Genomic DNA, 23,712 nt, shown 5'->3' with positions numbered 1-23,712 from the left:
TTATTCCTTCGGACGCACACCCTCGCGGTTCAACCGTTCGCGCAGAACTTCGATTTCTACGGTCAGGTCGGTCCTGTCATCTAACAACAGTTTTTGTGTGCGTGCGGCAAAATTCTGCTCAAGATCGGCCAGCAGGGTTTCATAATCGGCACGCGCCTGCGGATCGCGGCTGCGCGACCAGACTTCGGCGAATTTCACCGTCGCATCGCGCGCACCCAGCAAATAGACACTCAGATATTTGCGCGCGGCCGTCAGATCGCGGGGATCGTTCTCGACAGTGCGGAAGAGATCGCGGGCGATGACCTGAAATCGCTCCAGCCGCGCCATCAATTGCCGGTCACCCGCACGCTGCATTGCATCGGTCATCGCCGACAGGTGTTTTTCAGCCTCGTCCACGGCGCGGGCGACGCGGTCGGTCTGGAACGTGTCGATGCCTTCGGCACCCTTGTCGCGCAGGGGATCAAGGCCAAAGGCCATGCCATGCAGCAACGTGCCCACACCTGCATAGACAGCAGGGGCCAGAATGTCACCCGAGGCGGCAAAACCCGCAACGGCAAGCCCGATACCAGTCAGCAGGCTGCCCGCCATCTTGCGCGGAAAGGCGGGGCGGCGCGCGACCTTGCGGGCGTCATAGGCCTCATGTGCGATCAGCCCCTCGCGCGTCAGCCATGCGGCCAGCAGCAGGATACCAAGCGCCGACAGGTTCAGCACAAGGCCAGCGGGACCATCACCGAAAGCTGCGAAAGCCAGCGGAAGCGGTGCCAGAAACAACAGGTTGACGCGTCCGCCCGCGCGTGTCCGTCGTGCACCCTGAAAAGCGCCTTTCGGTGCGGGTTGTGTCGTGCCGGTGTTGTTTTTGTCAGGACTGTACTTGCCGCCAAAGCGCTGGGCCATCAGACCCCTCCCGCGATCGCGACATACAGAATGAGCACGATCAGCAAGGCAAATGACAGTTTTTGCAAGCCTGTCCCTGACATGACGTTTCCCTGATCCAGATGCACACATCGAAAGTTAGGTGATCATGGGGCAGGATACTAGAGGGAACAGGAAGTATAGATCGGGTGGCGAAGGATGGAATGCGTCCCCGTCCGGCATCAACCCGGCCTAGTTGCGGGTCTGTTTGGGGCGCGGCTTTGCGGGTCTGGCGACACGTGGTGCGGCATCGGCTTTTGACTTGGCGGGACGCGCCGCCTTGTCCTGGCCCGAAGGTTTGCCCGCATCGCGGGGGCTGGTCGCGGTGTGACCTGCACCGGCTTTGGGGCCGGGCTTGCCCGCAAACGACTTGCCCGCGAAGGGCTTGGGCGCGCCAAAAGGCTTGGCTGGACGTGCCGGTGCCTTGCCGCTGCGGGCAGGTCTGTCGCCGAAAACATCAGCTTCGCTTTGTGGTGTGCGGGCTTTGTTGTGTCGGACGATCTTTTTTTGCGGTTTAGTTGCGCCAATATCTGCATCGTCATCTGATATATTGTCCAGACCCAGCTGGTCACGCAATACGCGGCGGCGGATTTCTTCGACCGCACCGGGTTTGAGCTGCCCCAGTTGGAACGGACCATAAGACACGCGGATCAGGCGGTTCACCACCAGACCCACGGCTTCCATCGCCCGGCGGATCTCGCGGTTCTTGCCTTCGCGCAGACCGACGGTCAGCCATGCATTGGCCCCGATCTGGCGGTCCAGCGTCACGATCATCGGTTGGAAATCCTCTCCATCCGCTGTGATGCCGGTGCGGAGCGGCTCAAGCTGCGGCTCGGTTACGCGTCCATTCACGCGCACACGGTATTTCCGCAACCAGCCGGTCGAGGGCAATTCAAGCTGCCGCTTGACCGCACCGTCATTGGTCAGCAGCAACAGGCCCTCGGAATTCAGGTCAAGGCGGCCCACCGACATGACGCGTGGCATATCCTCGGGCAGGTCGTCATAGATCGTGGCGCGGCCCTGTTCGTCGCGGGTGGTCGTCACCAGACCTGTGGGCTTGTGATAGAGCCAGAGCCGTGCTGGTTCTGGCGCGTCCAGCGGCTTGCCATTCACCACGATCTTGTCCGCAGGTGTGACGTTCAGCGCGGCGCGGGTGATCACCTCGCCATTGACGGTAACGTGTCCTGCCTCGATCAGTTTTTCAGCCTCGCGGCGGCTGGCGATGCCTGCGCGGGCGATGACCTTGGCGATACGGTCGCCATCGGCTGATTTGGGGGTCTGGGATGCTGGCTTGTTGCTCATGCAGGGGCTTTAGCCCAGAATCAGGACTTGCGAAAGCGCAGATCGCGCGGCAGGGAAGAGCATGGAATTCAAAAGCCATATGTCCAAAGCACTGCAAGAAGCGCGTGCCGCCGCCCTGCGCGGTGAAGTGCCTGTTGGTGCGGTCCTGATCGGTGCCGACGGACAGGTTCTGGCGCAGGCAGGTAACCGGACCCGCGAATGGAACGATCCGACCGCCCATGCCGAAATGCTGGTGATCCGCGAAGGATGCCGCGTTCTGGGGTCAGAGCGGCTGACGGGGTGCGACCTGTATGTGACGCTGGAGCCTTGCCCGATGTGCGCGCAGGCGATCTCGGCAGCCCGCATCGCACGGCTCTATTACGGGGCGGCGGATCCGAAAAGCGGCGGCGTCGCGCAGGGTCCGCGTATCTTCACCCATCCGCAATGCCATCATGCGCCAGAAGTCTATGACGGGATCGGCGCGGATGACGCGGCGGCGCTGCTGCGCGACTTCTTCGCCGCGCGGCGCTGAGAGGGCTGATCAATTCCAATCAGGGAATATGACTTGCCTTGAGGGATAGGCTTTGCAACTCTGCCCTTCCAAATGTCTCAGGGAGGATGACAGATGACACTGAACCCGATCCGCACCGTCACGCGCCTTATGGCGACGCTGGCCGCAATCGTGCTGGGCGCGCAGCTTGCGCTGGCCGACGCGCAGCACAAAGTGGCGATCCATGTCGACGAGGAAAACGTCAGCACCATGAACATGGCGCTGAACAACGCCGCCAATATTGCCAAACATTATGGCGATCTGGGGGAAGAGGTGATCATCGAGATCGTCACCTATGGCCCTGGACTGCACATGCTGCGGGCCGATACATCACCGGTAAAAGACCGTATCGCAACCATGTCGCTGGAGATGGACAATATCAGCTTTTCCGCGTGCCTGAACACGGTCGAGGCGATGAAGCAGAAGTCGCAGAAAGATGTGCCGCTGATCAGCGAAGCAACGGTCGTGCCATCAGGTGCCGTGCGGCTGATGGAGTTGCAGAAAGACGGATACGCCTATCTGCGTCCCTGAGGGCGGCGGTATTGCGTAAAGGAAACCCGGCAGATCATTCTGCCGGGTTTTTTCGAGACAGATCAGATCTCGATCGCCTGCATCACCTGCGGCTCGATCACATCGACACCGGGAAGAGCATCGGCCAGCACCTCGGCGGATTGTTCCAGCAAGGGGAATGTGCGGTAGTGGCAGGGGATGACCGTCTTGAAATCAAAGAAGGTTTTGGCGGCATAGGCGGCGCGGCGCATATCCATCGTGAAATGGCCCCCTGCCGACAGGATGCCGATATCGGGTTTGTGCAGGTCGTGGAAAATCTTCATGTCCGACATGACATCCGTATCGCCCGAGGCATAGATCGAATGCCCCTCGGCCTCGATGATAAAGCCGCATTCTGTGCCTGCGATGCGCGGCCCGTCGGGACTGGCGAAGGTCGAGGAATGCAGCGCATTGACCATCGTGACCTTGATCCCGTCCAGATCGACTGTGCCGCCCTTGTTGAAGCCGACGGTTTCGATCTTTTCGTGCTCGGCCCAGTGGCTCATCAGATCGTATTGGCCGATCACCGGCACATCCAGCTTGCGCGCAAGGTCCAGCACATCCACGACATGGTCAAAATGGCCGTGTGTCAGCAGGATATGCGTGGCCCCCTTGGTAGCGGGATCGTGCTGGTCTTCGGACAGCATCGGGTTGCCCGTCAGCCACGGGTCCAGCAGCAGCACCTTTCCCGCAATCTCGAACCGGAAAGAGCCGTGGCCCAGCCAGATGATCTTCATGTCAAACCTCCCTTTGGCATTGTTTCAGGGCAAGCCTAGCATGGCAGGCCGGTTTGACCAGAGGCAGGCGAAGACGGATATTTGAGGCAAGAAGAAGCCAGCAACGCCAGAGCAGGCCGGATGATCGCGCTTTCCGGCAGGCATATGCTTGCGGGCGCGGACAGTGGACGCTAAACGCAGGGGCAAGCTGTCAGACATCCGGAGACCTGCCATGTCGATCGAACCCGAAACCGCCGCCCGCGTGGCGAAACTGGCCCGTATCAAGGTCGAGCCCGAGGCGCTGCCGGCGCTGGCCGCCGAGTTCAACACGATCCTCGGTTTCATCGAACAGTTGAACGAGGTGAATGTGGACGGGATCGAGCCGATGACATCCGTGACGCCCATGCGCCTGAAGCGGCGCGAGGATCTGGTGAACGATGGCGACCGGCAGGCGCAGATCCTCAAGAATGCGCCCGACGCGCGCGAGGGCTTTTTTGCGGTTCCGAAGGTGGTGGAATAATGAGTGATCTGACCAAACTGACGCTGGCCGAAGCCCGTGACAAACTGCGCGCGCGCGAGGTCAGCAGCCTTGAGCTGACCGAGGCTTGCCTGACCGAGATCGAAGGCGCAGGGGCGCTGAACGCCTTTGTCCATCACACACCGGAAATCGCGCGCGATCAGGCCCGCGCTGCTGATGCGCGTCTGATACAGGGCGAGGCACCCGCGATGTGTGGCCTGCCGATCGGCGTCAAGGATCTGTTCTGCACCAAGGGTGTGCCGTCACAGGCCGCCAGCCGCATCCTGCAAGGCTTTCTGCCCGAATACGAATCTACCGTGACGCAGCAGCTTTTCGATGCAGGCAGCGTCATGCTGGGCAAGCTGAACATGGACGAGTTCGCCATGGGCAGTTCGAACGAGACCAGCACCTACGGCAATGTGATCAACCCCTGGCGGCGCGGCAATGATGATACCGGCTTGACGCCGGGCGGCTCGTCTGGCGGTTCTGCTGCCGCTGTGGCCGCTGATCTGTGTCTGGCCGCGACCGGCACCGATACCGGCGGCTCGATCCGCCAGCCTGCGGCCTTTACAGGTATCGTGGGGATCAAGCCGACCTACGGGCGCTGCTCGCGCTGGGGCGTTGTGGCCTTTGCCTCTTCGCTGGATCAGGCTGGACCGATGACCAAGACGGTGCGCGATGCCGCGATCATGCTAGGTGCCATGGCGGGGCATGACCCAAAGGACAGCACCAGCGCCGATCTGGCCGTGCCGGATTTCGAGGCGATGCTGACTGGCGATATCAGAGGCAAAGTTATCGGCATTCCCAAGGAATACCGCATGGATGGTATGCCCGCCGAGATCGAGAAGCTTTGGGCTGACGGCACTGACATGCTGAAATCCGCAGGGGCCGAGGTCCGCGAGATCAGCCTGCCGCATACCAAATACGCGCTGCCCGCTTATTACGTGATTGCCCCCGCCGAGGCGTCATCGAACCTCGCCCGCTATGACGGTGTGCGCTACGGCCACCGCGCGGCTTTGGGGCAGGGCGATGGTATCACCGAAATGTATGAAAAGACGCGCGCCGAGGGCTTCGGCCACGAGGTGCAGCGCCGTGTCATGGTTGGCACCTATGTCTTGTCGGCGGGTTTCTATGACGCCTATTACAACCGCGCCCGCAAAGTCCGCGCCCTAATCAAGCGCGACTTCGATGACGTCTTCGCCGCAGGGATCGACGCGATCCTGACACCGGCCACCCCGTCAGCGGCCTTTGGTCTGGGCGAGATGAAAGATGCCGATCCGGTGCAGATGTATCTCAACGATGTGTTCACTGTGACGGTCAATCTGGCTGGATTGCCTGGGGTCGCGGTCCCGACCGGACTGGACGGGCAGGGGCTGCCTCTGGGGCTGCAACTGATCGGGCGTCCGTGGGAAGAGGGCGATTTGCTGAACACCGCCTATGCGCTCGAACAGGCTGCAGGTTTTGTGGCAAAGCCCGGAAAATGGTGGTAATCCCCTTCGCATCTTGCCGGACATAAGAACTGGCCTGATCGAGTATGAGGCAGAGTAGATGAACGTGAGTTATCGCATTTCGGTTCTTTCCTTGCTGGCATTGGGAACGCTGGCGGCCTGTGCGCCGCAAGTGCCGGACAGTGCCGCCGGTGTCGGATTCGGGAATTACAGTGATTATCAGGCGCAGCGCGAGCAGCAGTTGCAGGGCGGTGCATCCCTGCCGCCGCCCTCGTCGGTGTCCAGCGCACCGCTTGATGCAACGGGTGATGCCGATTCGCCGGAACGTCTTGCAGCCGAGACCGCCGCCGCGTTGGGTCGTACACCGCTGGAAGCCAGCCCGTCCAATCCGGCCCCTGTGGCTGTGAATGCGGCAGGGATTTCGCAGGAGAACAATTTCGACCGCGTGGCCGACCTGCGCTCGATTGAGTCCGATGCCGCCCAGATTGCCCGCAACCGCGCGCAATATCAGGTGATTCAGCCCACCGAGCTGCCTAGCCGGTCGGGGGATGGCGGGCCCAATATCGTGGAATACGCCCTCAGGACGACAAACCCCAAAGGCACCTCGCTTTATCGTCGCAGTTCGATCGGTTTCCAGAACTATGAACGCAACTGCGCTGAATATGCCTCGGCGGATCAGGCGCAGATCGACTTTCTGGCGCGTGGCGGGCCGCAGCGTGACCGGCGCGGGCTGGACCCGGACGGGGACGGTTTTGCCTGCGACTGGGATCCGCGTCCTTTCCGTGCTGCTGTCCGCAACTAAGCCGGATACAGCGTTGTGACGGTGCTGTCCTGCCCCTCGCCCAATCACGGCGCCCGCCGTGAGGGCGCGCGGCCTGATATGATCGTGATACACTATACAGCGATGCAGACCGCCGAGGATGCGCTGGCGCGCTTGTGCGACCCGCTGGCCGAGGTATCAGCGCATTACCTGATCGGCGGACAAGGCCAGATCTGGCAGATGGTCGAAGAAGTGCTGCGCGCATGGCATGCCGGTGCAGGGCGCTGGGGCGATGTTTGCGACGTCAATTCCCGCTCGATCGGGATTGAACTGGCCAATACGGGCGATCACCCTTTTGCCGATCCGCAAATGGCGGCTCTGGAAGAGCTGCTGGCAGGGATTATGGCGCGCTGGGATATCCCGCCCGAACGGGTGATCGGCCATTCCGATATGGCGCCATTGCGAAAATCCGATCCCGGACCGCGCTTTGACTGGCGTCGTCTGGCGCGGCGGGGCCTGTCGGTCTGGCCTGATCTGGCTGGCAGCCGGCCGGCCGGGGATTTCATGGCGGATGCGGCACGCGCTGGCTGGCACCCGCCCGCCGGTTGTGCCGACCCGCAAGGCGCTGTGCTGACTGCCTTGCGCCTGCGGTTTCGCCCGCATCTGCGCGGCGCGATGGCCCCCGACGACACCGACCGCCAGATCGTCGCCGATCTGGCGCATCGCTTCCCCGTTGACCGCGCGCGGCACAGCGCCTAAGTGGGGCTTGCGCGGAAGGCTGGATGATCGCGGGTCGGGGTCTATCGGCCCGAGGAAAGTCCGGACTCCACAAGGCAATGGTGCCGGGTAACGCCCGGCTGGGGTAACCCAAGGGAAAGCGCCACAGAAAACAAACCGCCGTGCTTCGGCGCGGTCAGGGTGAAACGGTGGGGTAAGAGCCCACCGCGGGACTGGCAACAGGACCGGCACGGCAAGCCCCACCAGGAGCAATGCCGAATAGGGACCTCGCGCGGGTTGATCGGTTCGCCGATATCACCGCAGGGCAGGCTTTGACCCAGAGGTCCGGGTTGGCAGCTAGAGGGGTCGCGGTAACGCGGTCTCAAGATGAATGGTCATCCAGAGGGGGCAACCCCTTGGACAGAATCCGGCTTACAGGCCTTCCGCGCGTTTCATCTGGCCAGAAATACCCGTAGCGCGATGTTGCCACAAAGGCGTTGGACACAAAAATTTTGCGCGCCTGTCGCAAACTCTGCGTTATGGTGCATCCATTCTGTCGCGGAAAGGAATTGCACATGAGTTTCGTCAAGACATTGGCCACGTTGGCTGTCGGCTTTGCAGCCGCCAAAGGGATGCAAAAGGTCAGGGATATGGGGGGCACAGCTGGTGTCAAGGATGCGTTGCGCAAAGCCGGGCAGCCCGGCGGCATGGCCGATGATATCGGCGCGATGGCGCAAAAAATGGGTCTGCCTGTCCAGCAAGAACAGTTGCGCGGCATGTTCGACCGTTTCGGCAAAGGTGCGGCCGAGATGACGACCGCAACGGAAACGGGTCTTGGCAGCCTGATGAGCGCGATGACCGGCATGGCCGGCGCAGGCGCGGCAGGGCTTGGTGGCCTGATGTCGTCCATGACGGAAGGCACCGCCATGGGGCAGGTGTCCGAGGAGAATGCAAAGCTGATGATCCGCGCCATGATCCAGTCCGCCAAGGCGGACGGTGCGATTGATGCCGAGGAGCGGGCGGCAATCCTTGATCATCTGGGCGACGCCACTGACGAGGAAATCGCCTTTGTCGAGGCGGAATTGGCTGCACCCGTGGATGTGGCGGGTCTTGCGCGCGATACCGGCACACAGATGCGCGGGCAGGTCTATTCCGCGGCCCTGATGGCGGTGCAGGTCGATACCGAGGCCGAGCGCAGCTATCTTCGCAATCTGGCGCAGGCGCTGGGCATGAGCGACGCGGAACGCGATGCGCTGCATGAAACGATGGGGCGTCCGACGGTCTGATCTGGTTGCAACGGGCGGTCGCGCGAAAAACAGCGCCGCTGTCCGCCTTTGTCTGTTGACTCTGGTGTGTGCGCGGGTAAAAGCCGTGTTCTAGGAATTTACGGGCGACCTTGTCGTCCGGCGTAGGAGAACACCAATGGCGAAGCCGACGACAATCAAGATCCGTCTGAACTCGACCGCGGGCACGGGCCATTTTTACGTGACCAAAAAGAACGCCCGCACCATGACCGAGAAGATGGTGATCAAGAAATATGACCCCGTTGTGCGTAAGCATGTCGAGTATAAAGAAGGCAAGATCAAGTAAGCGATCTTCCATTCTGTTGGATCAGGGCCACGCCGCGCGCGTGGCCTTTTTCATTTCTGCCCCGTTGCGAATGAGTTTCAGGACCAATTGCCATGCCCAAAGAAGGCCATTTCATCAATCGCAGCAACTGGCTGCGTGCTTCGGTTCTGGGGGCAAATGACGGGATTGTCTCGACCGCCAGCCTGCTTGTCGGCGTTGCCGCAGCCGGAATGGACCGCAGCGGTGTCTTGCTGGCAGGCCTTGCCGGACTGACTGCGGGCGCGCTGTCAATGGCGGCAGGGGAATATGTCTCGGTCTCGACCCAGCAGGATATCGAGACTGCCGACCTGGAGCGCGAGCGCATCGCGCTGGAGGATGATCCCGATTACGAATTGTCCGAACTGGCCGAAGGTCTGGAGGCGCGCGGTGTCGAAACAGGGCTGGCGCTGGAAGTGGCGCAGCAGATGACGGACCACGATGCGCTGGGTGCCCATGCGCGCGAGGAGTTGGGGATGCACGGTCTGGCGGGTGATGCCAATGCCTTGCAAGCGGCTTGGGCGTCGTCGCTCAGTTTCGCGCTGGGGGCGGGGATGCCCCTGGCCGGTGCGGCGCTGGCGCCGCAGGGACAGACCGGTGTCGTCGTGGCGGTTGTGGCGCTGCTGGCGCTGGTTGTTCTGGGCGGGACGGGCGCACGTATGGGGGGGGCACCGATGCTGCCCTCGATCCGGCGTGTGGTGTTCTGGGGATGCCTTGCGATGCTGGTCACCTCGGGAGTGGGGCGATTGTTCGGGGTGCATGTCTGACCGCTGATCACAGGCGTGAATGAAAAAGGGCCGGTCAAACGACCGGCCCTTTGCATTCTGGCAGTTTCTGCGCGGTTTATTCGCGGTTGCCGAACAGTGACAGCAGCATCATGAACATGTTGATGAAGTTCAGGTACAGGCTGAGAGCGCCCATGATCCCTGCTTTCGCCAGCCATTCCTGATCACCATGTGCGGCGTGGGCGACATAGGTGTTCTTGATGTTCTGGGTGTCATAGGCGGTCAGACCGGCAAAGATCAGCACACCCAGCACCGAAATCGCGAACATGATCGCGGGCGAGCCGAGGAAGATGTTGACGATGGAAGCCACGACCAGACCGATCACGCCCATGATCAGAAACGCGCCCCAACCCGAGATGTCTTTTTTCGTGGTGTAGCCCCAGAGCGACAGGCCCGCGAAGGCGATCGAGGTCACAAGGAACACCTGTGCGATCGAGAAGCCGGTGAAGGCCACGAAAATCCACGACAGCGACAGGCCCATGACAGCCGCGAACGCATAGAAGAATGTTTGTGCCGCTGCTGCCGAGAAACGGTTGATCATGGCCGAGAAGCCAAAAACCATTGCCAGCGGAGCGAACATAACGATCCAGCCCAGAATGTTCGGGCTTAGTGTGACGGGATCCCGGAAGATACCCAGCAATGCGGGGCTGGTGCCAACGGCCCAAGCCACTGCAAAGGTGATCAGCATGCCGACGGACATGGTCGCGTAGACCTTGTTCATGTGGGCGCGAAGACCCTCGTCAATCTGGGCGGTGCGAACGCCTGCCGTCGCCGTCCGGAAAGTGTTGTACTCAGCCATTGAAGCCTCCGATAAATGACACGCACGCCCTTATGGACGTATTGAGATCAATATCGGAGAGGAGACCCGCGTTTTCAAGGTTTTCCGGTGCCGAAACATGCTTTTTCGCCGTGCATTTTAGTCACAGTCTTGTGGAGATGCAGATTCAGTCGCGCCAGCCATCCGGAACGTCCCAGACTGGGCGAGCCGCCTCGGTCTCGGCCATGGCACGGCTGATGCCCATATCGTCCAGCGCTGCCTGATCCAGAGTGGCCAGTCTGACCCTTTGGCGGCGGATCGCGCGCATGTTCGAAAGGTGGCGCATTGCCGCCGCCAAGCTTGGAAATGTCAGACCGGGAAAGCGGTCGGAGCCAAGGGAAGAGCGCGGCGTCAACAGGGGCAAAGACATGGATTCGACTTTCACAAATGTGATGTGGATGACAGAAGCATCATTCTGCTTGATAGATAGGGGCGACTGAAACATAAGAAAAATGAATGTTTTTGACCCAATGAATCACGGAAACTGATAATGCGGAACCTCGATATCACCACATTGCGCTCTTTCGTGGCGGTGGCCGACCTTGGCGGGGTAACCCGCGCGGCTGGGCATCTGCACCTGACCCAATCCGCCGTGTCGATGCAACTCAAAAGGCTGGAAGAGGTGCTGGGCCTGAATCTGCTGGACCGGTCCAGCCGGAATATCAGCCTGACTGCGGCAGGCCAGCAGATGTTGGGTTATGCAAGGCGCATGGTCGAGATGAACGACGAGGTCATGTGCCGGCTGACCGATCAGGTTTATGAGGGTGAGATCGTTCTGGGGGTGCCGCATGATATCGTGCTGCCCGCCGTGCCGAGCGTGTTGCAACGTTTTAATGTGATGTTTCCGCGGATGAAGGTGCAACTGGTCACAACACCGACGCGCGATCTCAAAACGCGCTATATGCGGGGCGAATGCGACATCATCCTGACCACGGAAACCGAAGTGGAATCCGGCGGGGAAACGCTGACCTCGCTACCGCTGAAATGGGTGGGCGCGCCGGGTGGTGCCGCGTGGCGGCAACGGCCCTTGCGTCTGGTTTTCGGGCGCCACTGCATCTTCCGCAAAGGCGCTATCGCGGCACTGGATGCGGCAGGGATCAACTGGGAACTGTCTGTCGAGACCGAATCAGACCGCACGATCGAGGCGACAGTCAGCGCCGATCTTGGCATCAACACGATGATTGAAGGGATGCAGCCGCGCCATCTGGAACAGATCGACCACGGCGGAGCGCTGCCCGAACTGACGCGGCAGAATATCAACATGTACGGTCTGGACCGGGCGCGCGGCGAGGTGCTGACCCAGTTGGGCGGATTGTTGCGGCAGGCCTATCAGGGGTTGTAGCGCGCTCGCTGGTTACAGCTTTATCACAACCTTGCCTGTCGATGCGCGCGATCTGAGCAGTTCCAGCCCCGCGTCGACCTGTTCCAGCGGCAGGATATGGCTGACATGGGGCTTTATCCGGCCCTCGGCATACCACCCCATCAGAACGCGCAGGCTGTCCGTGACTGCTTTGGGCCGGAATTTCATATAGCCGCCCCAATAGACGCCCAGGACGCTCAGGTTCTTGACCAACAGATGGTTGGCGGGAATTTGCGGCACCTCGCCACTGGCAAAGCCGATCGGCAGAAGGCGGGCCTCGGGTTTGCAGGCGCGGAAGGCAGCCTGCCATTGATCGCCGCCCACAGGGTCATAGACCACATCGGCCCCGCCCAGCGATTTGACGACTGCGCGGATATCATCCGTTGCCGCATCAATCAGGTGATCGGCCCCTGCCTGTCGCGCCGCCGCAAGCTTGTCGGCACCGCGCGCGCAGGCAATCACTGTGGCCCCCATCAGCTTGCCGACCTCGACCGCTGTCAGGCCGACACCGCCTGCGGCGCCCAGCACCAGCAGGGTCTCTCCGGGTTGCATGCGGGCACGGTGATCCAACGCCAGATGCGAGGTGCCATAGGCGATCAGGAACGCCGCCGCATCGGTCATGCTCATCATGTCGGGCAGGGGCACGGCGCGCTCCGCATCGAAACAGCCATAGTCGGCCAGTCCGCCCTGCCCGCCAAAGACTGCGACACGTGTGCCAACAGGCGGGCCTGTTACGCCATCGCCCAAAGCCTCGACCGTGCCTGCAACCTCCATTCCGAGGGTGAAGGGCAGGGCGGGCGTGTCCTGATACTGGCCTTTCAGCATCAGCAAATCCGCAAAATTCAGCCCGCAAGCCGCTATTTTCAGAAGGATCTGTCCCGGGCCCGGGTGTGGTACGTCGATCTGCGTCACGGTTGCAGGGGCCTCGGCGGTTGCTTTGTAATAGGCGCGCATCTGCGTTTCCTGTTCGCGTTAAAAGAGTGGCTGGCATGCTTATTGCAAGAGTTTTCCCAAGCGCAAAGCGTAACACGTGCCCGCATAACCATAATTCGACCATACTGCGACAGGCTTGGTGCGAAAATTGTTATTGTTGTAAAGCATTTTGGTGTAACAACACAGCGTGAAGAGTGTGGTCCGGTCGTTTGGTGCCAATAAGGGGCGTCGCCAAAATGGTTGGATCGTTGTATGAGTGAGAGGACCAAGTATGACGCATCACGTCGATGTGCACGTCGGAAAACGTATCCGGCATCGCCGTTGGCTGTTGGGAATGACTCAGCAGCAGCTGGCCGAACAGGTCGGTATCAAGTTCCAGCAAATCCAGAAATATGAAACGGGTGCAAACCGCGTCAGCGCGTCGCGGCTGTGGGATATAGCCGACAGTCTGGGCGTTCCGGTGAGCTTCTTTTTCGAAGGCCTGCCGTCGGCCTTGCCCGCCATCTCGGTTGTCCAGAACATGCCGGACCGTCCCGCGCCGCCGCTGGCCAGCGGTGCGGCCGACCTGATGGGCGACCGCGAAGCGATGGATCTGGTCCGCACCTATTATGCAATACCGGAAAACCAGCGTCGGCGTCTGTTCGATCTGGCGCGCGTACTGTCCGACGTGGCTTGAGGCGAAGGCCCGGCTGCGATACCCAAGCGCCAACAGGCAGCAGGGGGCAATATGGCCGGTCTTACTTCATCCGATAAAGTCGCCTTGAGTGCGACAGCGCATGCAGTGGCAAATGCGGCGCGTGCAGCGGTGTTGCCGTGGTTCCGGTCTTCCGGCCTTGCCGCTGACAACAAACTGGCGGGCGGGTTTGATCCCGTCACGCAAGCAGACCGTGCGGCCGAACTGGCCATGCGCGATGTTCTTGTCCGAATGCGGCCAGATGATGCGATCGTGGGTGAAGAATTCGGCGTGACCACGGGTACATCCGGCCTGTCTTGGGTATTGGACCCTGTGGACGGCACCCGCGCCTTTCTGTCCGGCACACCGACATGGGGGATGCTGATCGCACTCTCTGACCAGAACGGACCGCTTTTCGGGATTATCGACCAGCCTTATATTGGCGAGCGTTTCTGGGGCGGCTTCGGTCAAGCCGGTATGCGCGGGCCGATGGGTGAAGGCGCGTTGCGGGTGCGCGGCTCGCGGCCCTTGTCCGAAAGCATCCTGTTCACGACCTTCCCAGAGGTGGGCACGGCTGTCGAACAGGCCGGATTCCAGTCCGTCGCCGCGCAAACCCGACTGGTGCGCTACGGGATGGATTGCTACGCCTATGCCTTGCTGGCGGCGGGACAAATTGATCTGGTGATCGAGGCAGGGTTGAGCAACTACGATGTTCACGCCCCCATCGCGGTGATCAAGGCTTCGGGCGGTATCGTGACCGACTGGCAGGGCGGGCCAGCCCATCACGGCGGGCGCATTCTGGCCGCTGCTGGTGCCGCGCAACATGAAGCGGCGTTGGGGATATTGCGCCAGGTTCCGGCTTGATCCCGCGCGGGCTGTCGCGTTAACCTGAACCTGTGCGCGCCTCTTGGCCCCTTTCCGGTGCGCGCCCAGTTCACGAGGGGGCGCTGATTGATAAAAGGCGCCCTTGACCATGATCTCCCAAGCGACTGAAATCCTGATCCGCAATGCGGATCATATCCTGACAATGGACGATGGCCGCACCGAATTGCGCGGTGCGGATATCGTGATCCGCGGTGGCGTGATCGCTGCCATAGGTCCCGACCTTGCCCGCCACCATCCACAGGCTGATATGCTTGATGCGGCGGGTTGTGTTGTGACTCCCGGTCTGGTGAACACGCATCACCACCTCTATCAAAGCCTGACGCGGGCGGTACCCGGCGGTCAGGATGCGCTGCTGTTTGGCTGGTTGCAGACACTCTATCCGGTCTGGGCAAAGTTCGGACCCGAGGAAATGCGGATCAGCGCGCTGACGGGTTTGGCCGAACTGGCGCTGTCGGGCTGCACGTTGTCTTCAGATCATCTCTATCTTTATCCCAACGGCGTGCGGCTGGAGGATACGATCCATGCCGCCGCCGATCTGGGTTTGCGGTTTCATCCCACGCGCGGCGCGATGAGCATCGGGCGAAGCGCGGGTGGATTGCCGCCCGATGATCTGGTCGAACGGGAAGGCGATATCCTGAACGATTGCATCCGCGTGATCGACGCCTTCCACGACCCGCGCGAGGGGTCCATGTGCCGTGTCGGTATTGCACCCTGTTCGCCCTTTTCGGTTAGCCGCGAGCTAATGCGCGATGCGGCTTTGCTGGCGCGGGACAAGGGCGTGATGCTGCATACTCATCTGGCCGAGAATGACGAGGATATCGCCTATTCACTGGCCAAATTTGGCTGCCGCCCCGGTCAATATGCCGAGGATCTGGGCTGGACCGGACCGGATGTCTGGCACGCGCATTGCGTCAAGCTGGACAGCGACGAGATCGGTCTGTTCGCCCGCAGCCGCACGGGCGTGGCGCATTGCCCCTGTTCGAACTGCCGCCTTGGGTCGGGTGTCGCCCCGCTGCGGGCGATGCGCGATGCGGGCGTGCCCGTTGGTCTGGGTGTGGACGGATCGGCCAGCAATGACAGCGGCAACCTGATCCTTGAAGCGCGTCAAGCCATGCTGTTGCAGCGCGTGACGATGGGGGCCGACAAGATGGGTGCGCGCGAGGCGCTCGAAATCGCCACCCGTGGCGGAGCCGATGTGCTGGGGCGGCCTGATTGCGGACGCTTGAGCATTGGCAAACGCGCCGACATTGCCATCTGGGATGTCTCGGGGATTGAAAGCGCGGGAAGCTGGGACCCTGCGGCGCTGGTGCTGGCGGGACCGACCCGTGTACGCGATCTGCTGGTCGAGGGCCGCCGCGTCGTGCGGCAAGGGCAGATTGCCACCATCGACATGCCCCGCATTCTGGAGGAACAGCGCCGGCTTGCGCTTTTTTTGGCAAGCTAGGGCGATGATCGAGCGGTGATTCGGTGGATTTTCGCTCAATTGTGGCAAGCTATCTGGTCAAACGGTCATATTTTTACCAAAATGACTTAGCAAAACGGAAAGCACTCACATCCGCTGCATTGGACGAGGGACCATGATCCGCACAATCTTGACCATTCTTGCAATGGTGCTGACACCGGCATCGCCCGCATTTGCCAGCGCCGACAGATATGTCGATCAGGCCTTGAACGCGCAACGGGCGGCGCATGGGGTCCATGCTGTGCAACCCCACCAGTTGTTGATGGCCGCAGCACAGGCCCATGCCACCGATATGGCGCGCAACGGGTTCATGTCGCATCGTGGCACTGACGGGTCGACTGTTGCCCAAAGGGTTAAACGGCAGGGCTTTTGCTATCGCAGTGTGAACGAGAATATCGCGATGGGCTTTCGTGATCCCGCGAAGGTGATGGACGGTTGGTACAGATCGCCCGGGCACCGACGCAACGCGTTGTCGCGCAGTGTCACCCATTACGGCTTTGCCGCTGTGGGGCGGAGTTGGGTTCTGGTCATGGGCCGGCCCTGCTGATCCCTGACACCTGCGCCGGCCTTTGGTCTGTTCCTAAACCAGCCTTTTTCCTGCGACCCATGTAGCCGCAATGGCGCGGTCATCACCCATCATGATGGTGGGGAATACCGCTTCCCAGATATCGGTAGCCCTTGCGCTGCGCTGTGCGATGGCGGGGGTCGATGCCAGATCAAGGGCGATGATATCCGCCTCCATTCTTGGCGCCAGATTGCCGATCCGGTCGTCCAGCCGCAAGCTGCGCGCTGATCCAACCGTGGCCAGCCACAGCAGTTGTGCAGCATGAAGCGGCGTGCCGCGGAGCTGGCCTATCTCGTAGGCGGCTGCCATCGTCCGCAACATCGAGAAACTGGAGCCGCCGCCTGTATCAGTGGCCAGCCCGACGCGCTGCCCTGCCGCTACCAACCCCGCCATGTCGAAAAGTCCCGATCCGATGAACGTGTTCGAGGTCGGGCAATGCACCAAGGCCGCGCCTACCTCACGCAGACGGTCCTTCTCGCGTTGCTCAAGATGAATGGTATGGCCGTAAAGCCCGTTCGCGCCAAGCAGGCCATGCGCCTCGTAGGTATCCAGATAGTCACGGGCTTCAGGAAAAAGTCCGCGCACCCATGCGATCTCGTCGATCTGCTCGCTCAGATGGGTTTGCATCAGGCAATCGGGATGTTCGGCCCACAGAGCCCCCAGCGCTTCAAGTTGCGCCACGCTTGATGTCGGCGAGAAACGCGGCGTGATGGCATAGGACAACCGGTCAACCCCCTGCCATTTTTGTAAAAGCGCGCGGCTGTCATCATAGGCCGTTCGCGCGGTGTCCCGCAGGCCGTCCGGCGCGTTGCGGTCCATGCAGGTCTTGCCCGCTACAATCCGCTGTCCGCGTGCCTGCGCTGCGGTGAAGATCGCATCGACGCTTTCGGGATGGATCGTGCAATAGCTGCAAACGGTGGTGGTCCCATGTGCCAGCGTCAGGTCAAGATATTGAGATGCAATATCAGCAGCATAGGCCGGATCACCAAAACGCATCTCTTCGGGAAAGGTATAGCTGTTCAGCCAGTCGATCAGCCGTTTACCCCAGCTTGCGATGATACCGGTCTGCGGATAATGCACATGGGCATCGACGAAACCCGCTATCAGCAGGGCCTGGCCGTGATCGACCACTTGCGCCTGCGGATATGCCGCGCGCAGATCGGCACCATGCCCCACCTCCATGATATGCCCGTCCGCGACCAGCACGCCGCCGGCGCTGTCATGGCGGGCTGCCGCGGGGCCGTCGGCAAAGGGATCGGCGACAAAGCTAAGCGTCTGTCCCAGCAGAAGGGTTTGTGAGGGCATTCTATATCCTTTTTCTGCCACTCTATTGTGATGCAAAAGCAAGGTAAATCGCGGCTTTGAGGGTGTGAAGGCATTGTTTCCGGCCAGACCTTTCCGCTAAGTAGGCCCCAGCGCGCACAGGAGGGTAACATGGCAGAGAACGATGACGTGATTGATCGGTCTGCAGACACTCCCGGCGACAGCAATGCCGAGGGCCGCTACACTCTGGAGCGTCGCACCGTCGGCGCCATTCTGGATGCTGTGGAAGCAGGGGATGCCGCCCTTCTGACCGCGCTGATGGAACCGCTGCATGCGGCGGATATTGCGGACCTTCTGGAACAGATCAGCAGTGCCGACCGGCGGGCGGTGATCAATCTTTACGGTCTGGAATTCGACGGCGACATTCTGTCGGAACTGGATGAGAGCATCCGCGAGGATGTGATCGGCATGCTGAGCCCGCAGGTTCTGGCCGATGCCGTGCGCGAACTGGACAGCGACGACGTGGTCGATCTGTTGGAAGATCTGGATGCGCCGCAGCAGGGCGCCATTCTGGACGCGCTGGAAGATGCCGACCGCGTCGCGGTGCAGCAGGCGATGACCTATCCGGAATATTCCGCAGGTCGCCTGATGCAGCGCGAGGTGGTGATGGCCCCCGAGCACTGGACCGTGGGCGAGGCGATTGATTTTCTGCGGAATTCCGAAGAGTTGCCGGACCAGTTCTATCATATGGTGCTGGTCGATCCGCGCCTGCATCCGGTGGGCAATGTCACGCTGGGCAAGATCATGCGCTCGCGCCGCGACGTGACGCTGCGCGACATTACCGAGGAGATCTTCCACAAGATCCCCGTCACCCAATACGAGGGCGATGTCGCCTATGCGTTCAACCAGTATCACCTGATTTCGGCCCCTGTGGTGGATGATGACGGGCGGCTTGTGGGTATCATCACGATTGATGACGCGATGGCCGTGCTGGACGAGGAGCATGAGGAAGACATCCTCAGAATGGCGGGTGTGAGCGAGGAATCGAGCCTGTCGGATACAATCCTTGAAGCCGCCAAAGGCAGGGCGGTCTGGCTTTTCGTTAACCTGCTGACCGCGATCCTTGCCTCGCTGGTGATCGACGCTTTTGCCGAGACCATCAACCAGATGGTCGCCTTGGCAGTTCTGATGCCGATCGTGGCCTCGATGGGGGGAAATGCAGGTACGCAGACCATGACCGTGGCGGTGCGGGCGATTGCAACACGCGACCTGACAGCGCAGAACGCATGGCGCGTAATACGGCGCGAAGTCGCTGTAGGCGCGCTGAACGGTGTAATCTTCGGCTTGCTGATGGCTTTGGTGGCGGGCGTCTGGTTCGGTGTGCCGATGCTTGCGGTGGTGATCGGCGTGGCGATGCTGATGACACAGGTTGCCGCGGCGCTGGGCGGGATCGTGATCCCGATGGCGTTGGAACGGTTCCGTATCGATCCAGCGCTGGCCTCGGGACCTTTCGTGACGACTGTGACCGATGTCGTGGGCTTTTTCGCCTTCCTCGGCCTTGCTGCTGCCGTGTTGATGTAGGGTGGCTGGCATGGACCTGAACGCGATGAAGGCAGAGGCGCGCCGCGCCGCGTTCGACAGGCGCAAAACCGCATTCGAGACGTTGGGGCCGGATCATGCTGGTTTGCTGGTCAAGGTTCTGGCACCGCATGCGGGCAAGGTGCTGGCGGGATATATGCCGATGCGGACCGAGATCAGCCCGCTGGCGGCAATGACCCTGATGGCCGGGGCCGGTCCTGTCTGTGTGCCGGTCATTCAGGGCAAGGGGTTGCCTTTGCGTTTTGCGCAGTGGACGCCGGATGGTGCGATGGCCTCGGGCGCATTCGGCGCGATGGTGCCTGCGGTGACAGACTGGCTGGAGCCGGAGGTGCTGATCGTGCCGCTGGTGGGTTTCGACCGGCGCGGTGGGCGTCTGGGCTATGGCGGCGGCTTCTATGACCGTACGCTGGAAGCGCTGCGCGCGCGCGGGGCGGTGCTGGCCGTGGGCTTTGCCTTTGCCGCGCAGGAGGCTGGCGAACTGCCGTTGGAACCGACAGACCAACCGCTGGACCTGATCGTCACCGAACGCGAAGTCATTTTACCCGACGCGACCCGTAGATGAGTATTTGCGGCAAGATGAAGCTGCGGCACGGAAATAATCGGCGGTGGCCGCTGCTTGACCCTTGTCGGGCGCCAGCATTCGCCCTAGGCCTTTAGAGATGAAAATTCTGTTCCTTGGCGATGTCATGGGCCGTGCCGGACGGCAGGCTATATCCGAGAACCTTCCGCGCCTGCGGACGGAGTGGAAGCTGGATTTCGTCGTCGTCAATGGCGAGAACGCCTCTAGCGGGTCAGGGCTGACAGCCGATCATGCCAAGGTTCTGCTGGCAGCCGGCGCGGATTGCCTGACGCTGGGTGACCATGCCTTCGATCAGAAAGACATGCTGCAATATATCGAGGCAGAGCCGCGCATTCTGCGCCCGCTGAACTATGCCAAAGGCGCGCCAGGGCGCGGGCACCGCGTCTTTTCGGATGCGCGGGGGCGCAAGATTCTGGTGACGCAGGTGCTGGGCAACGTGTTCATGAAGCGCGCTTTCGACGATCCTTTCTCGGCGGTGGATCAGGTCTTGTCGGCGCATCCGCTGGGCGGGTCCGTGCAGGCGGCGCTGGTCGATATCCATTGCGAGGCCACCAGCGAGAAAATGGGAATGGGCCACTTCTGCGACGGGCGCGCCAGTGTTGTGGTGGGCACGCATACCCATGTGCCGACCGCCGATACGATGATCCTGCCATCGGGCACGGCGTTCCAGTCCGATGCGGGTATGTGCGGCGATTACAACAGTGTCATCGGCATGGACAAGGTCGAGCCGCTGCGCCGCTTTGTGACTGGCATGGCCAAGAGCCGCTTCACCCCCGCGATGGGCGAGGGCACCTTGTCGGGTCTCTATGTCGAAACCGACGACATGACGGGCCGCGCCATCAAAGTGCGCGCGATCCGTCAGGGCGGGCGGCTGGACGTGTCGGGGCCCTGACGCTGGTGCGCGCGTATCTTGGCAGCGCGGCAGGCGAGCGGTCGGCGTTGTTCGGTCTGCTGATCGTTCTAGGCGCGGGCTGGGGTATCACCCAACCCTTGACGAAGCTGGCGGTCAGCACCGGGCATGGCCATTTCGGGCTGATTTTCTGGCAGTTGGTGATCGGCGCGGTCCTCATGGCGGTGATTGCGCGGGCGACCGGACGTCGCTTGCCGCTGACCCGTCCGGCCTTGCGTGTCTATGCCACGATTGCCCTGATCGGCACGGTCCTGCCCAATACCGCCTCCTATCAGGCGGCGGTGCATCTGCCCTCGGGCGTGTTGTCGATCCTGCTGTCGCTGATCCCGATGATGGCTTTTCCCATCGCGCTGGGTCTGGGGCTGGAGCGGTTCAGCATGCGTCGCCTGTCAGGTCTGCTGCTGGGCCTGCTGGGTGTGGCGTTTCTGGTGTTGCCCGAGACGAGCCTGCCGGATGCCGCGATGGTGGCTTGGGTGCCGGTCGCGATTCTTGCTTCGCTCTGCTACGCGTTCGAAGGCAATTACGTGGCAAGGTGGGGCACCGCGGGGCTGGACCCTGTGCAGGTGCTGTTAGGGGCATCGAGTGCGGGGGCGGTGATGGTGGCCCCGCTGATGCTGGCGTCCGGCCACTGGATCAGCCCGTTCACGCCTTTCGGGGTTGCCGAATGGTCGCTTGTGTCTTCCTCGGTCGTGCATGTGCTGGTCTATACCTCTTTTGTTTGGCTGATCGGGCGGGCCGGATCGGTCTTTGCCGTGCAGGTCAGCTATCTGGTGACGGGATTTGGCGTAATCTGGGCGATGCTGCTGCTGGACGAAAGATATGCGCCTATGATCTGGGCGGCGATGGTGCTGATGATGGCGGGTATGGCATTGGTGCAGCCGCGCCCCAAAGCGGTGCTTGCCCCGCTGACTGGCTTCGGCGACAGTGACATCCGCCCCTGAGCACCTGTGCAGGAATAATGATGACAGTTTTCGAGTTACCCCAGAACACCCAAGCGATCCTGTGCCTGATTGTCGTTTTGGGTATGTTTGTGATGTTCATCAAAGAGATCTATCCGGCCGAGGTTGTCGCGATTGGCGGGGCGTCCCTGATGCTGGTGCTGGGGCTGTTGCCTTATGACAAGGCGTTGACCGTCATGGCAAACCCTGCACCATGGACGATTGCCACGATGTTTATCGTGATGGGGGCCCTTGTAAGGACAGGGGCGCTGGATGCCTTTACTTCGGTTGCGGACCGGCGCGCGCGGACCCATCCGCGCACGGCCATTGTGATGCTGATGGTCTTTGTTGTTCTGGCCTCGGCGATCATGAACAACACGCCCGTGGTTGTGGTGATGCTGCCGGTTTTCGTGCAACTGTCGCGGACCATGGGCATTTCAGCGAGCAAACTTTTGATCCCGCTCAGTTATGCCGCGATCTTGGGGGGAACGCTGACCCTGATCGGCACGTCGACCAACCTGCTGGTGGATGGTGTGGCGCGGGCGCAAGGGATGAAAGGTTTCACGATCTTCGAGGTCACGCCCCTGGCGGTGATCCTTGTCACCTGGGGCATGATCTATCTTCGCTTTGCCGGACCCTGGCTGTTGCCGGACCGCGACAGCATGGCGAATATGCTGTCCGACAAGAGCCGCATGAAGTTCTTTACCGAGGCGGTCATTCCCCCCGATAGCAACCTGATCGGGCGCGAGGTGACGGGTGTGCAACTGTTCAAACGCGAGGGTGTCCGCCTGATCGACGTGGTGCGAGGCGACCAGTCGCTGCGACGTGATTTGCAAGGCGTGATGCTGGAGGTGGGGGACCGTGTGGTTCTGCGCACGCAAATGACCGAATTGCTGAGCCTGCAACGCGACAAAAGCCTCAAGCGGATGGATCAGGTCTCGGCTGTTGAGACATCGACCGTCGAGGTGCTGATCACGCCGGGTTGCAAGATGGTGGGCCGCTCGCTCGGCTCGTTGCGCTTGCGGCGGCGCTTCGGCGTCTATCCGCTGGCGGTGCACCGGCGGAACCAGAATATCGGGCGGCAACTGGATGAACTGGTCGTGCGCGTGGGCGATACATTGCTGCTGGAAGGTGCGCCCGCCGATATCCAGCGCCTTGCGGCGGAAATGGATCTGGTTGATGTCTCGCATCCGTCTGCCCGCGCTTTCCGGCGCGGCCATGCGCCGGTGGCCATCGTGTCGCTGCTGGCCATCGTGGTTCTGGCGGGGCTTGGTGTGGCACCGATCCTGTCTCTGGCTGTTCTGGCGATGGCGGTGGTCCTTCTGACCGGTTGCATCGACGCGGATGAGGCGTTTTCCTTTGTCGAGGGGCGGTTGCTGGCGCTGATCTTTGCCATGCTCGCGATTGGTGCGGCACTGGAACATACCGGTGCAGTCAACCTGATCGCGCAGGGCGTGGCCCCCGCGCTGACCGATCTGCCGCCGTTTTTCATCATCTGGGCGATTTATCTGCTGACCTCGGTGATGACTGAGATGGTATCGAATAACGCGGTGGCCGTGGTTGTGACGCCGATTGCCATAGGTTTGGCGCAAGCGATGGGGATTGATCCGCGTCCGCTGGTCGTGGCGGTGATGGTGGCGGCCTCGGCCAGTTTTGCCACACCGATCGGCTACCAGACCAATATGCTGGTCTATGGTCCCGGCGGGTACCGCTTCACCGATTTCCTGCGGGTCGGCGTGCCGCTCAATATCTCGGTGGGGTTGTTGTCGGCGGCATTGATCCCGTTTATCTGGCCACTGTAGCGCGCCGTATCTTGCCCGTTGCGACTGGTCTTGCAGCCCGCCTGTCTGCTGACATATAGAGACGCTGATCGCGGACAGATGAACC

The 23,712-nt window shown here is 61.5% G+C and carries 26 protein-coding genes and 1 other RNA gene; 20 read left to right on the top strand and 7 right to left on the bottom strand.

Annotated elements, in window-relative coordinates; translation table 11 throughout:
• Both K7H22_RS05915 and K7H22_RS05910 read right to left on the bottom strand, forming a co-directional pair.
• A complete protein-coding gene (locus K7H22_RS05915) occupies positions 1-894 on the bottom strand; it encodes a 5-bromo-4-chloroindolyl phosphate hydrolysis family protein (protein WP_230799811.1) in 894 nt (297 codons plus the stop codon).
• A gap of 210 nt (positions 895-1,104) precedes the next feature.
• Positions 1,105-2,214 carry a pseudouridine synthase gene (locus K7H22_RS05910; RefSeq protein ID WP_230799810.1) on the bottom strand — a complete coding sequence of 370 codons (1,110 nt, stop codon included), beginning with the start codon at positions 2,212-2,214 and terminating at the stop codon, positions 1,105-1,107.
• A gap of 61 nt (positions 2,215-2,275) precedes the next feature.
• On the opposite strand from K7H22_RS05910, the gene K7H22_RS05905 reads away from it, so the two are divergent.
• Both K7H22_RS05905 and K7H22_RS05900 read left to right on the top strand, forming a co-directional pair.
• A complete protein-coding gene (locus K7H22_RS05905; protein WP_230799809.1) occupies positions 2,276-2,725 on the top strand; it encodes a nucleoside deaminase in 450 nt (149 codons plus the stop codon).
• Between the two features lie 93 nt (positions 2,726-2,818).
• Entirely contained in the window at positions 2,819-3,274 is a 456-nt protein-coding gene (locus K7H22_RS05900; protein WP_230799808.1) for a DsrE family protein, read from the top strand.
• Between the two features lie 62 nt (positions 3,275-3,336).
• Here the strand turns inward: K7H22_RS05900 and K7H22_RS05895 are convergent, their stop codons facing one another.
• The gene (locus K7H22_RS05895; protein WP_230799807.1) at positions 3,337-4,029 is read right to left on the bottom strand and encodes a metal-dependent hydrolase; all 693 of its coding nucleotides are present in this window, start codon (positions 4,027-4,029) and stop codon (positions 3,337-3,339) included.
• A 211-nt stretch (positions 4,030-4,240) separates the two neighbouring features.
• Here K7H22_RS05895 and gatC point away from each other — a divergent pair, with 211 nt between their 5' ends.
• The 8 genes from gatC (at position 4,241) to K7H22_RS05855 (ending at position 9,822) form a co-directional block, all read left to right on the top strand.
• Positions 4,241-4,528, top strand: coding sequence for an Asp-tRNA(Asn)/Glu-tRNA(Gln) amidotransferase subunit GatC (gatC, locus tag K7H22_RS05890; RefSeq protein ID WP_230799806.1), 288 nt, complete (start codon positions 4,241-4,243; stop codon positions 4,526-4,528).
• Positions 4,528-6,015 carry an Asp-tRNA(Asn)/Glu-tRNA(Gln) amidotransferase subunit GatA gene (gene gatA, locus K7H22_RS05885; RefSeq protein WP_230799805.1) on the top strand — a complete coding sequence of 496 codons (1,488 nt, stop codon included), beginning with the start codon at positions 4,528-4,530 and terminating at the stop codon, positions 6,013-6,015. The genes gatC and gatA overlap by 1 nt, the downstream gene beginning before the upstream one ends.
• A 58-nt stretch (positions 6,016-6,073) precedes the next feature.
• Entirely contained in the window at positions 6,074-6,775 is a 702-nt protein-coding gene (locus tag K7H22_RS05880) for a hypothetical protein (protein WP_230799804.1), read from the top strand.
• Positions 6,776-6,796: 21 nt separating this feature from the next.
• The gene (locus K7H22_RS05875; RefSeq protein WP_419248157.1) at positions 6,797-7,492 is read left to right on the top strand and encodes an N-acetylmuramoyl-L-alanine amidase; all 696 of its coding nucleotides are present in this window, start codon (positions 6,797-6,799) and stop codon (positions 7,490-7,492) included.
• An 11-nt stretch (positions 7,493-7,503) separates the two neighbouring features.
• Positions 7,504-7,901: RNase P RNA component class A (rnpB, locus tag K7H22_RS05870), an RNA gene on the top strand.
• Between the two features lie 124 nt (positions 7,902-8,025).
• Positions 8,026-8,736, top strand: a complete 711-nt coding sequence (locus tag K7H22_RS05865) for a DUF533 domain-containing protein (RefSeq protein ID WP_230799803.1) — start codon at positions 8,026-8,028, stop codon at positions 8,734-8,736.
• 136 nt (positions 8,737-8,872) lie between these two features.
• On the top strand, positions 8,873-9,040 hold the full coding sequence (rpmG, locus tag K7H22_RS05860; RefSeq protein ID WP_008233681.1) for a 50S ribosomal protein L33: 168 nt from the start codon (positions 8,873-8,875) through the stop codon (positions 9,038-9,040).
• A gap of 92 nt (positions 9,041-9,132) precedes the next feature.
• Positions 9,133-9,822, top strand: coding sequence for a VIT1/CCC1 transporter family protein (locus tag K7H22_RS05855; RefSeq protein WP_230799802.1), 690 nt, complete (start codon positions 9,133-9,135; stop codon positions 9,820-9,822).
• A gap of 76 nt (positions 9,823-9,898) precedes the next feature.
• Here K7H22_RS05855 and K7H22_RS05850 read toward each other — a convergent pair whose 3' ends face one another.
• Complete coding sequence (locus K7H22_RS05850) at positions 9,899-10,639, bottom strand: Bax inhibitor-1 family protein (protein ID WP_230799801.1); 741 nt, start codon at positions 10,637-10,639, stop codon at positions 9,899-9,901.
• A 145-nt stretch (positions 10,640-10,784) separates the two neighbouring features.
• Positions 10,785-11,027: a DUF1127 domain-containing protein gene (locus K7H22_RS05845; RefSeq protein WP_230799800.1), complete on the bottom strand. Its 243-nt coding sequence runs from the start codon at positions 11,025-11,027 to the stop codon at positions 10,785-10,787.
• A 120-nt stretch (positions 11,028-11,147) separates the two neighbouring features.
• Here K7H22_RS05845 and K7H22_RS05840 point away from each other — a divergent pair, with 120 nt between their 5' ends.
• On the top strand, positions 11,148-11,999 hold the full coding sequence (locus tag K7H22_RS05840) for a LysR family transcriptional regulator (protein ID WP_230799799.1): 852 nt from the start codon (positions 11,148-11,150) through the stop codon (positions 11,997-11,999).
• 12 nt (positions 12,000-12,011) lie between these two features.
• Here the strand turns inward: K7H22_RS05840 and K7H22_RS05835 are convergent, their stop codons facing one another.
• Positions 12,012-12,971 (bottom strand): NADPH:quinone oxidoreductase family protein, encoded by a 960-nt coding sequence (locus tag K7H22_RS05835; RefSeq protein ID WP_230799798.1) that lies wholly within the window; start codon positions 12,969-12,971, stop codon positions 12,012-12,014.
• A 250-nt stretch (positions 12,972-13,221) separates the two neighbouring features.
• Here K7H22_RS05835 and K7H22_RS05830 point away from each other — a divergent pair, with 250 nt between their 5' ends.
• From K7H22_RS05830 to K7H22_RS05815, 4 genes are all read left to right on the top strand, one after another.
• Positions 13,222-13,626: a helix-turn-helix domain-containing protein gene (locus K7H22_RS05830; RefSeq protein WP_230799797.1), complete on the top strand. Its 405-nt coding sequence runs from the start codon at positions 13,222-13,224 to the stop codon at positions 13,624-13,626.
• A gap of 51 nt (positions 13,627-13,677) precedes the next feature.
• Positions 13,678-14,487 (top strand): inositol monophosphatase family protein, encoded by an 810-nt coding sequence (locus K7H22_RS05825; protein ID WP_230799796.1) that lies wholly within the window; start codon positions 13,678-13,680, stop codon positions 14,485-14,487.
• Positions 14,488-14,596: 109 nt separating this feature from the next.
• On the top strand, positions 14,597-15,952 hold the full coding sequence (locus tag K7H22_RS05820; protein WP_230799795.1) for an 8-oxoguanine deaminase: 1,356 nt from the start codon (positions 14,597-14,599) through the stop codon (positions 15,950-15,952).
• A gap of 133 nt (positions 15,953-16,085) precedes the next feature.
• Positions 16,086-16,517, top strand: coding sequence for a CAP domain-containing protein (locus K7H22_RS05815; protein ID WP_230799794.1), 432 nt, complete (start codon positions 16,086-16,088; stop codon positions 16,515-16,517).
• A 33-nt stretch (positions 16,518-16,550) separates the two neighbouring features.
• Here K7H22_RS05815 and guaD read toward each other — a convergent pair whose 3' ends face one another.
• Positions 16,551-17,840, bottom strand: coding sequence for a guanine deaminase (gene guaD, locus K7H22_RS05810; protein WP_230799793.1), 1,290 nt, complete (start codon positions 17,838-17,840; stop codon positions 16,551-16,553).
• Between the two features lie 129 nt (positions 17,841-17,969).
• Between guaD and mgtE the strand changes: the two genes are divergently transcribed.
• The 5 genes from mgtE (at position 17,970) to K7H22_RS05785 (ending at position 23,627) form a co-directional block, all read left to right on the top strand.
• Positions 17,970-19,379 carry a magnesium transporter gene (gene mgtE / locus K7H22_RS05805; RefSeq protein WP_230799792.1) on the top strand — a complete coding sequence of 470 codons (1,410 nt, stop codon included), beginning with the start codon at positions 17,970-17,972 and terminating at the stop codon, positions 19,377-19,379.
• Positions 19,380-19,389: 10 nt separating this feature from the next.
• Positions 19,390-19,959: a 5-formyltetrahydrofolate cyclo-ligase gene (locus K7H22_RS05800; RefSeq protein ID WP_230799791.1), complete on the top strand. Its 570-nt coding sequence runs from the start codon at positions 19,390-19,392 to the stop codon at positions 19,957-19,959.
• Positions 19,960-20,056: 97 nt separating this feature from the next.
• The gene (locus tag K7H22_RS05795) at positions 20,057-20,869 is read left to right on the top strand and encodes a TIGR00282 family metallophosphoesterase (RefSeq protein ID WP_230799790.1); all 813 of its coding nucleotides are present in this window, start codon (positions 20,057-20,059) and stop codon (positions 20,867-20,869) included.
• Positions 20,870-20,874: 5 nt separating this feature from the next.
• Positions 20,875-21,828 (top strand): DMT family transporter, encoded by a 954-nt coding sequence (locus K7H22_RS05790; protein WP_230799789.1) that lies wholly within the window; start codon positions 20,875-20,877, stop codon positions 21,826-21,828.
• Between the two features lie 20 nt (positions 21,829-21,848).
• Positions 21,849-23,627, top strand: coding sequence for an SLC13 family permease (locus tag K7H22_RS05785; RefSeq protein ID WP_230799788.1), 1,779 nt, complete (start codon positions 21,849-21,851; stop codon positions 23,625-23,627).
• Positions 23,628-23,712: the final 85 nt, after the last annotated feature.

It is taken from the genome of Seohaeicola saemankumensis, assembly GCF_021021435.1.
Taxonomy (GTDB): domain Bacteria; phylum Pseudomonadota; class Alphaproteobacteria; order Rhodobacterales; family Rhodobacteraceae; genus Seohaeicola.
Note: the sequence above shows the minus strand (reverse complement) of the source record. Positions and strands in the feature narration are given on the sequence as shown.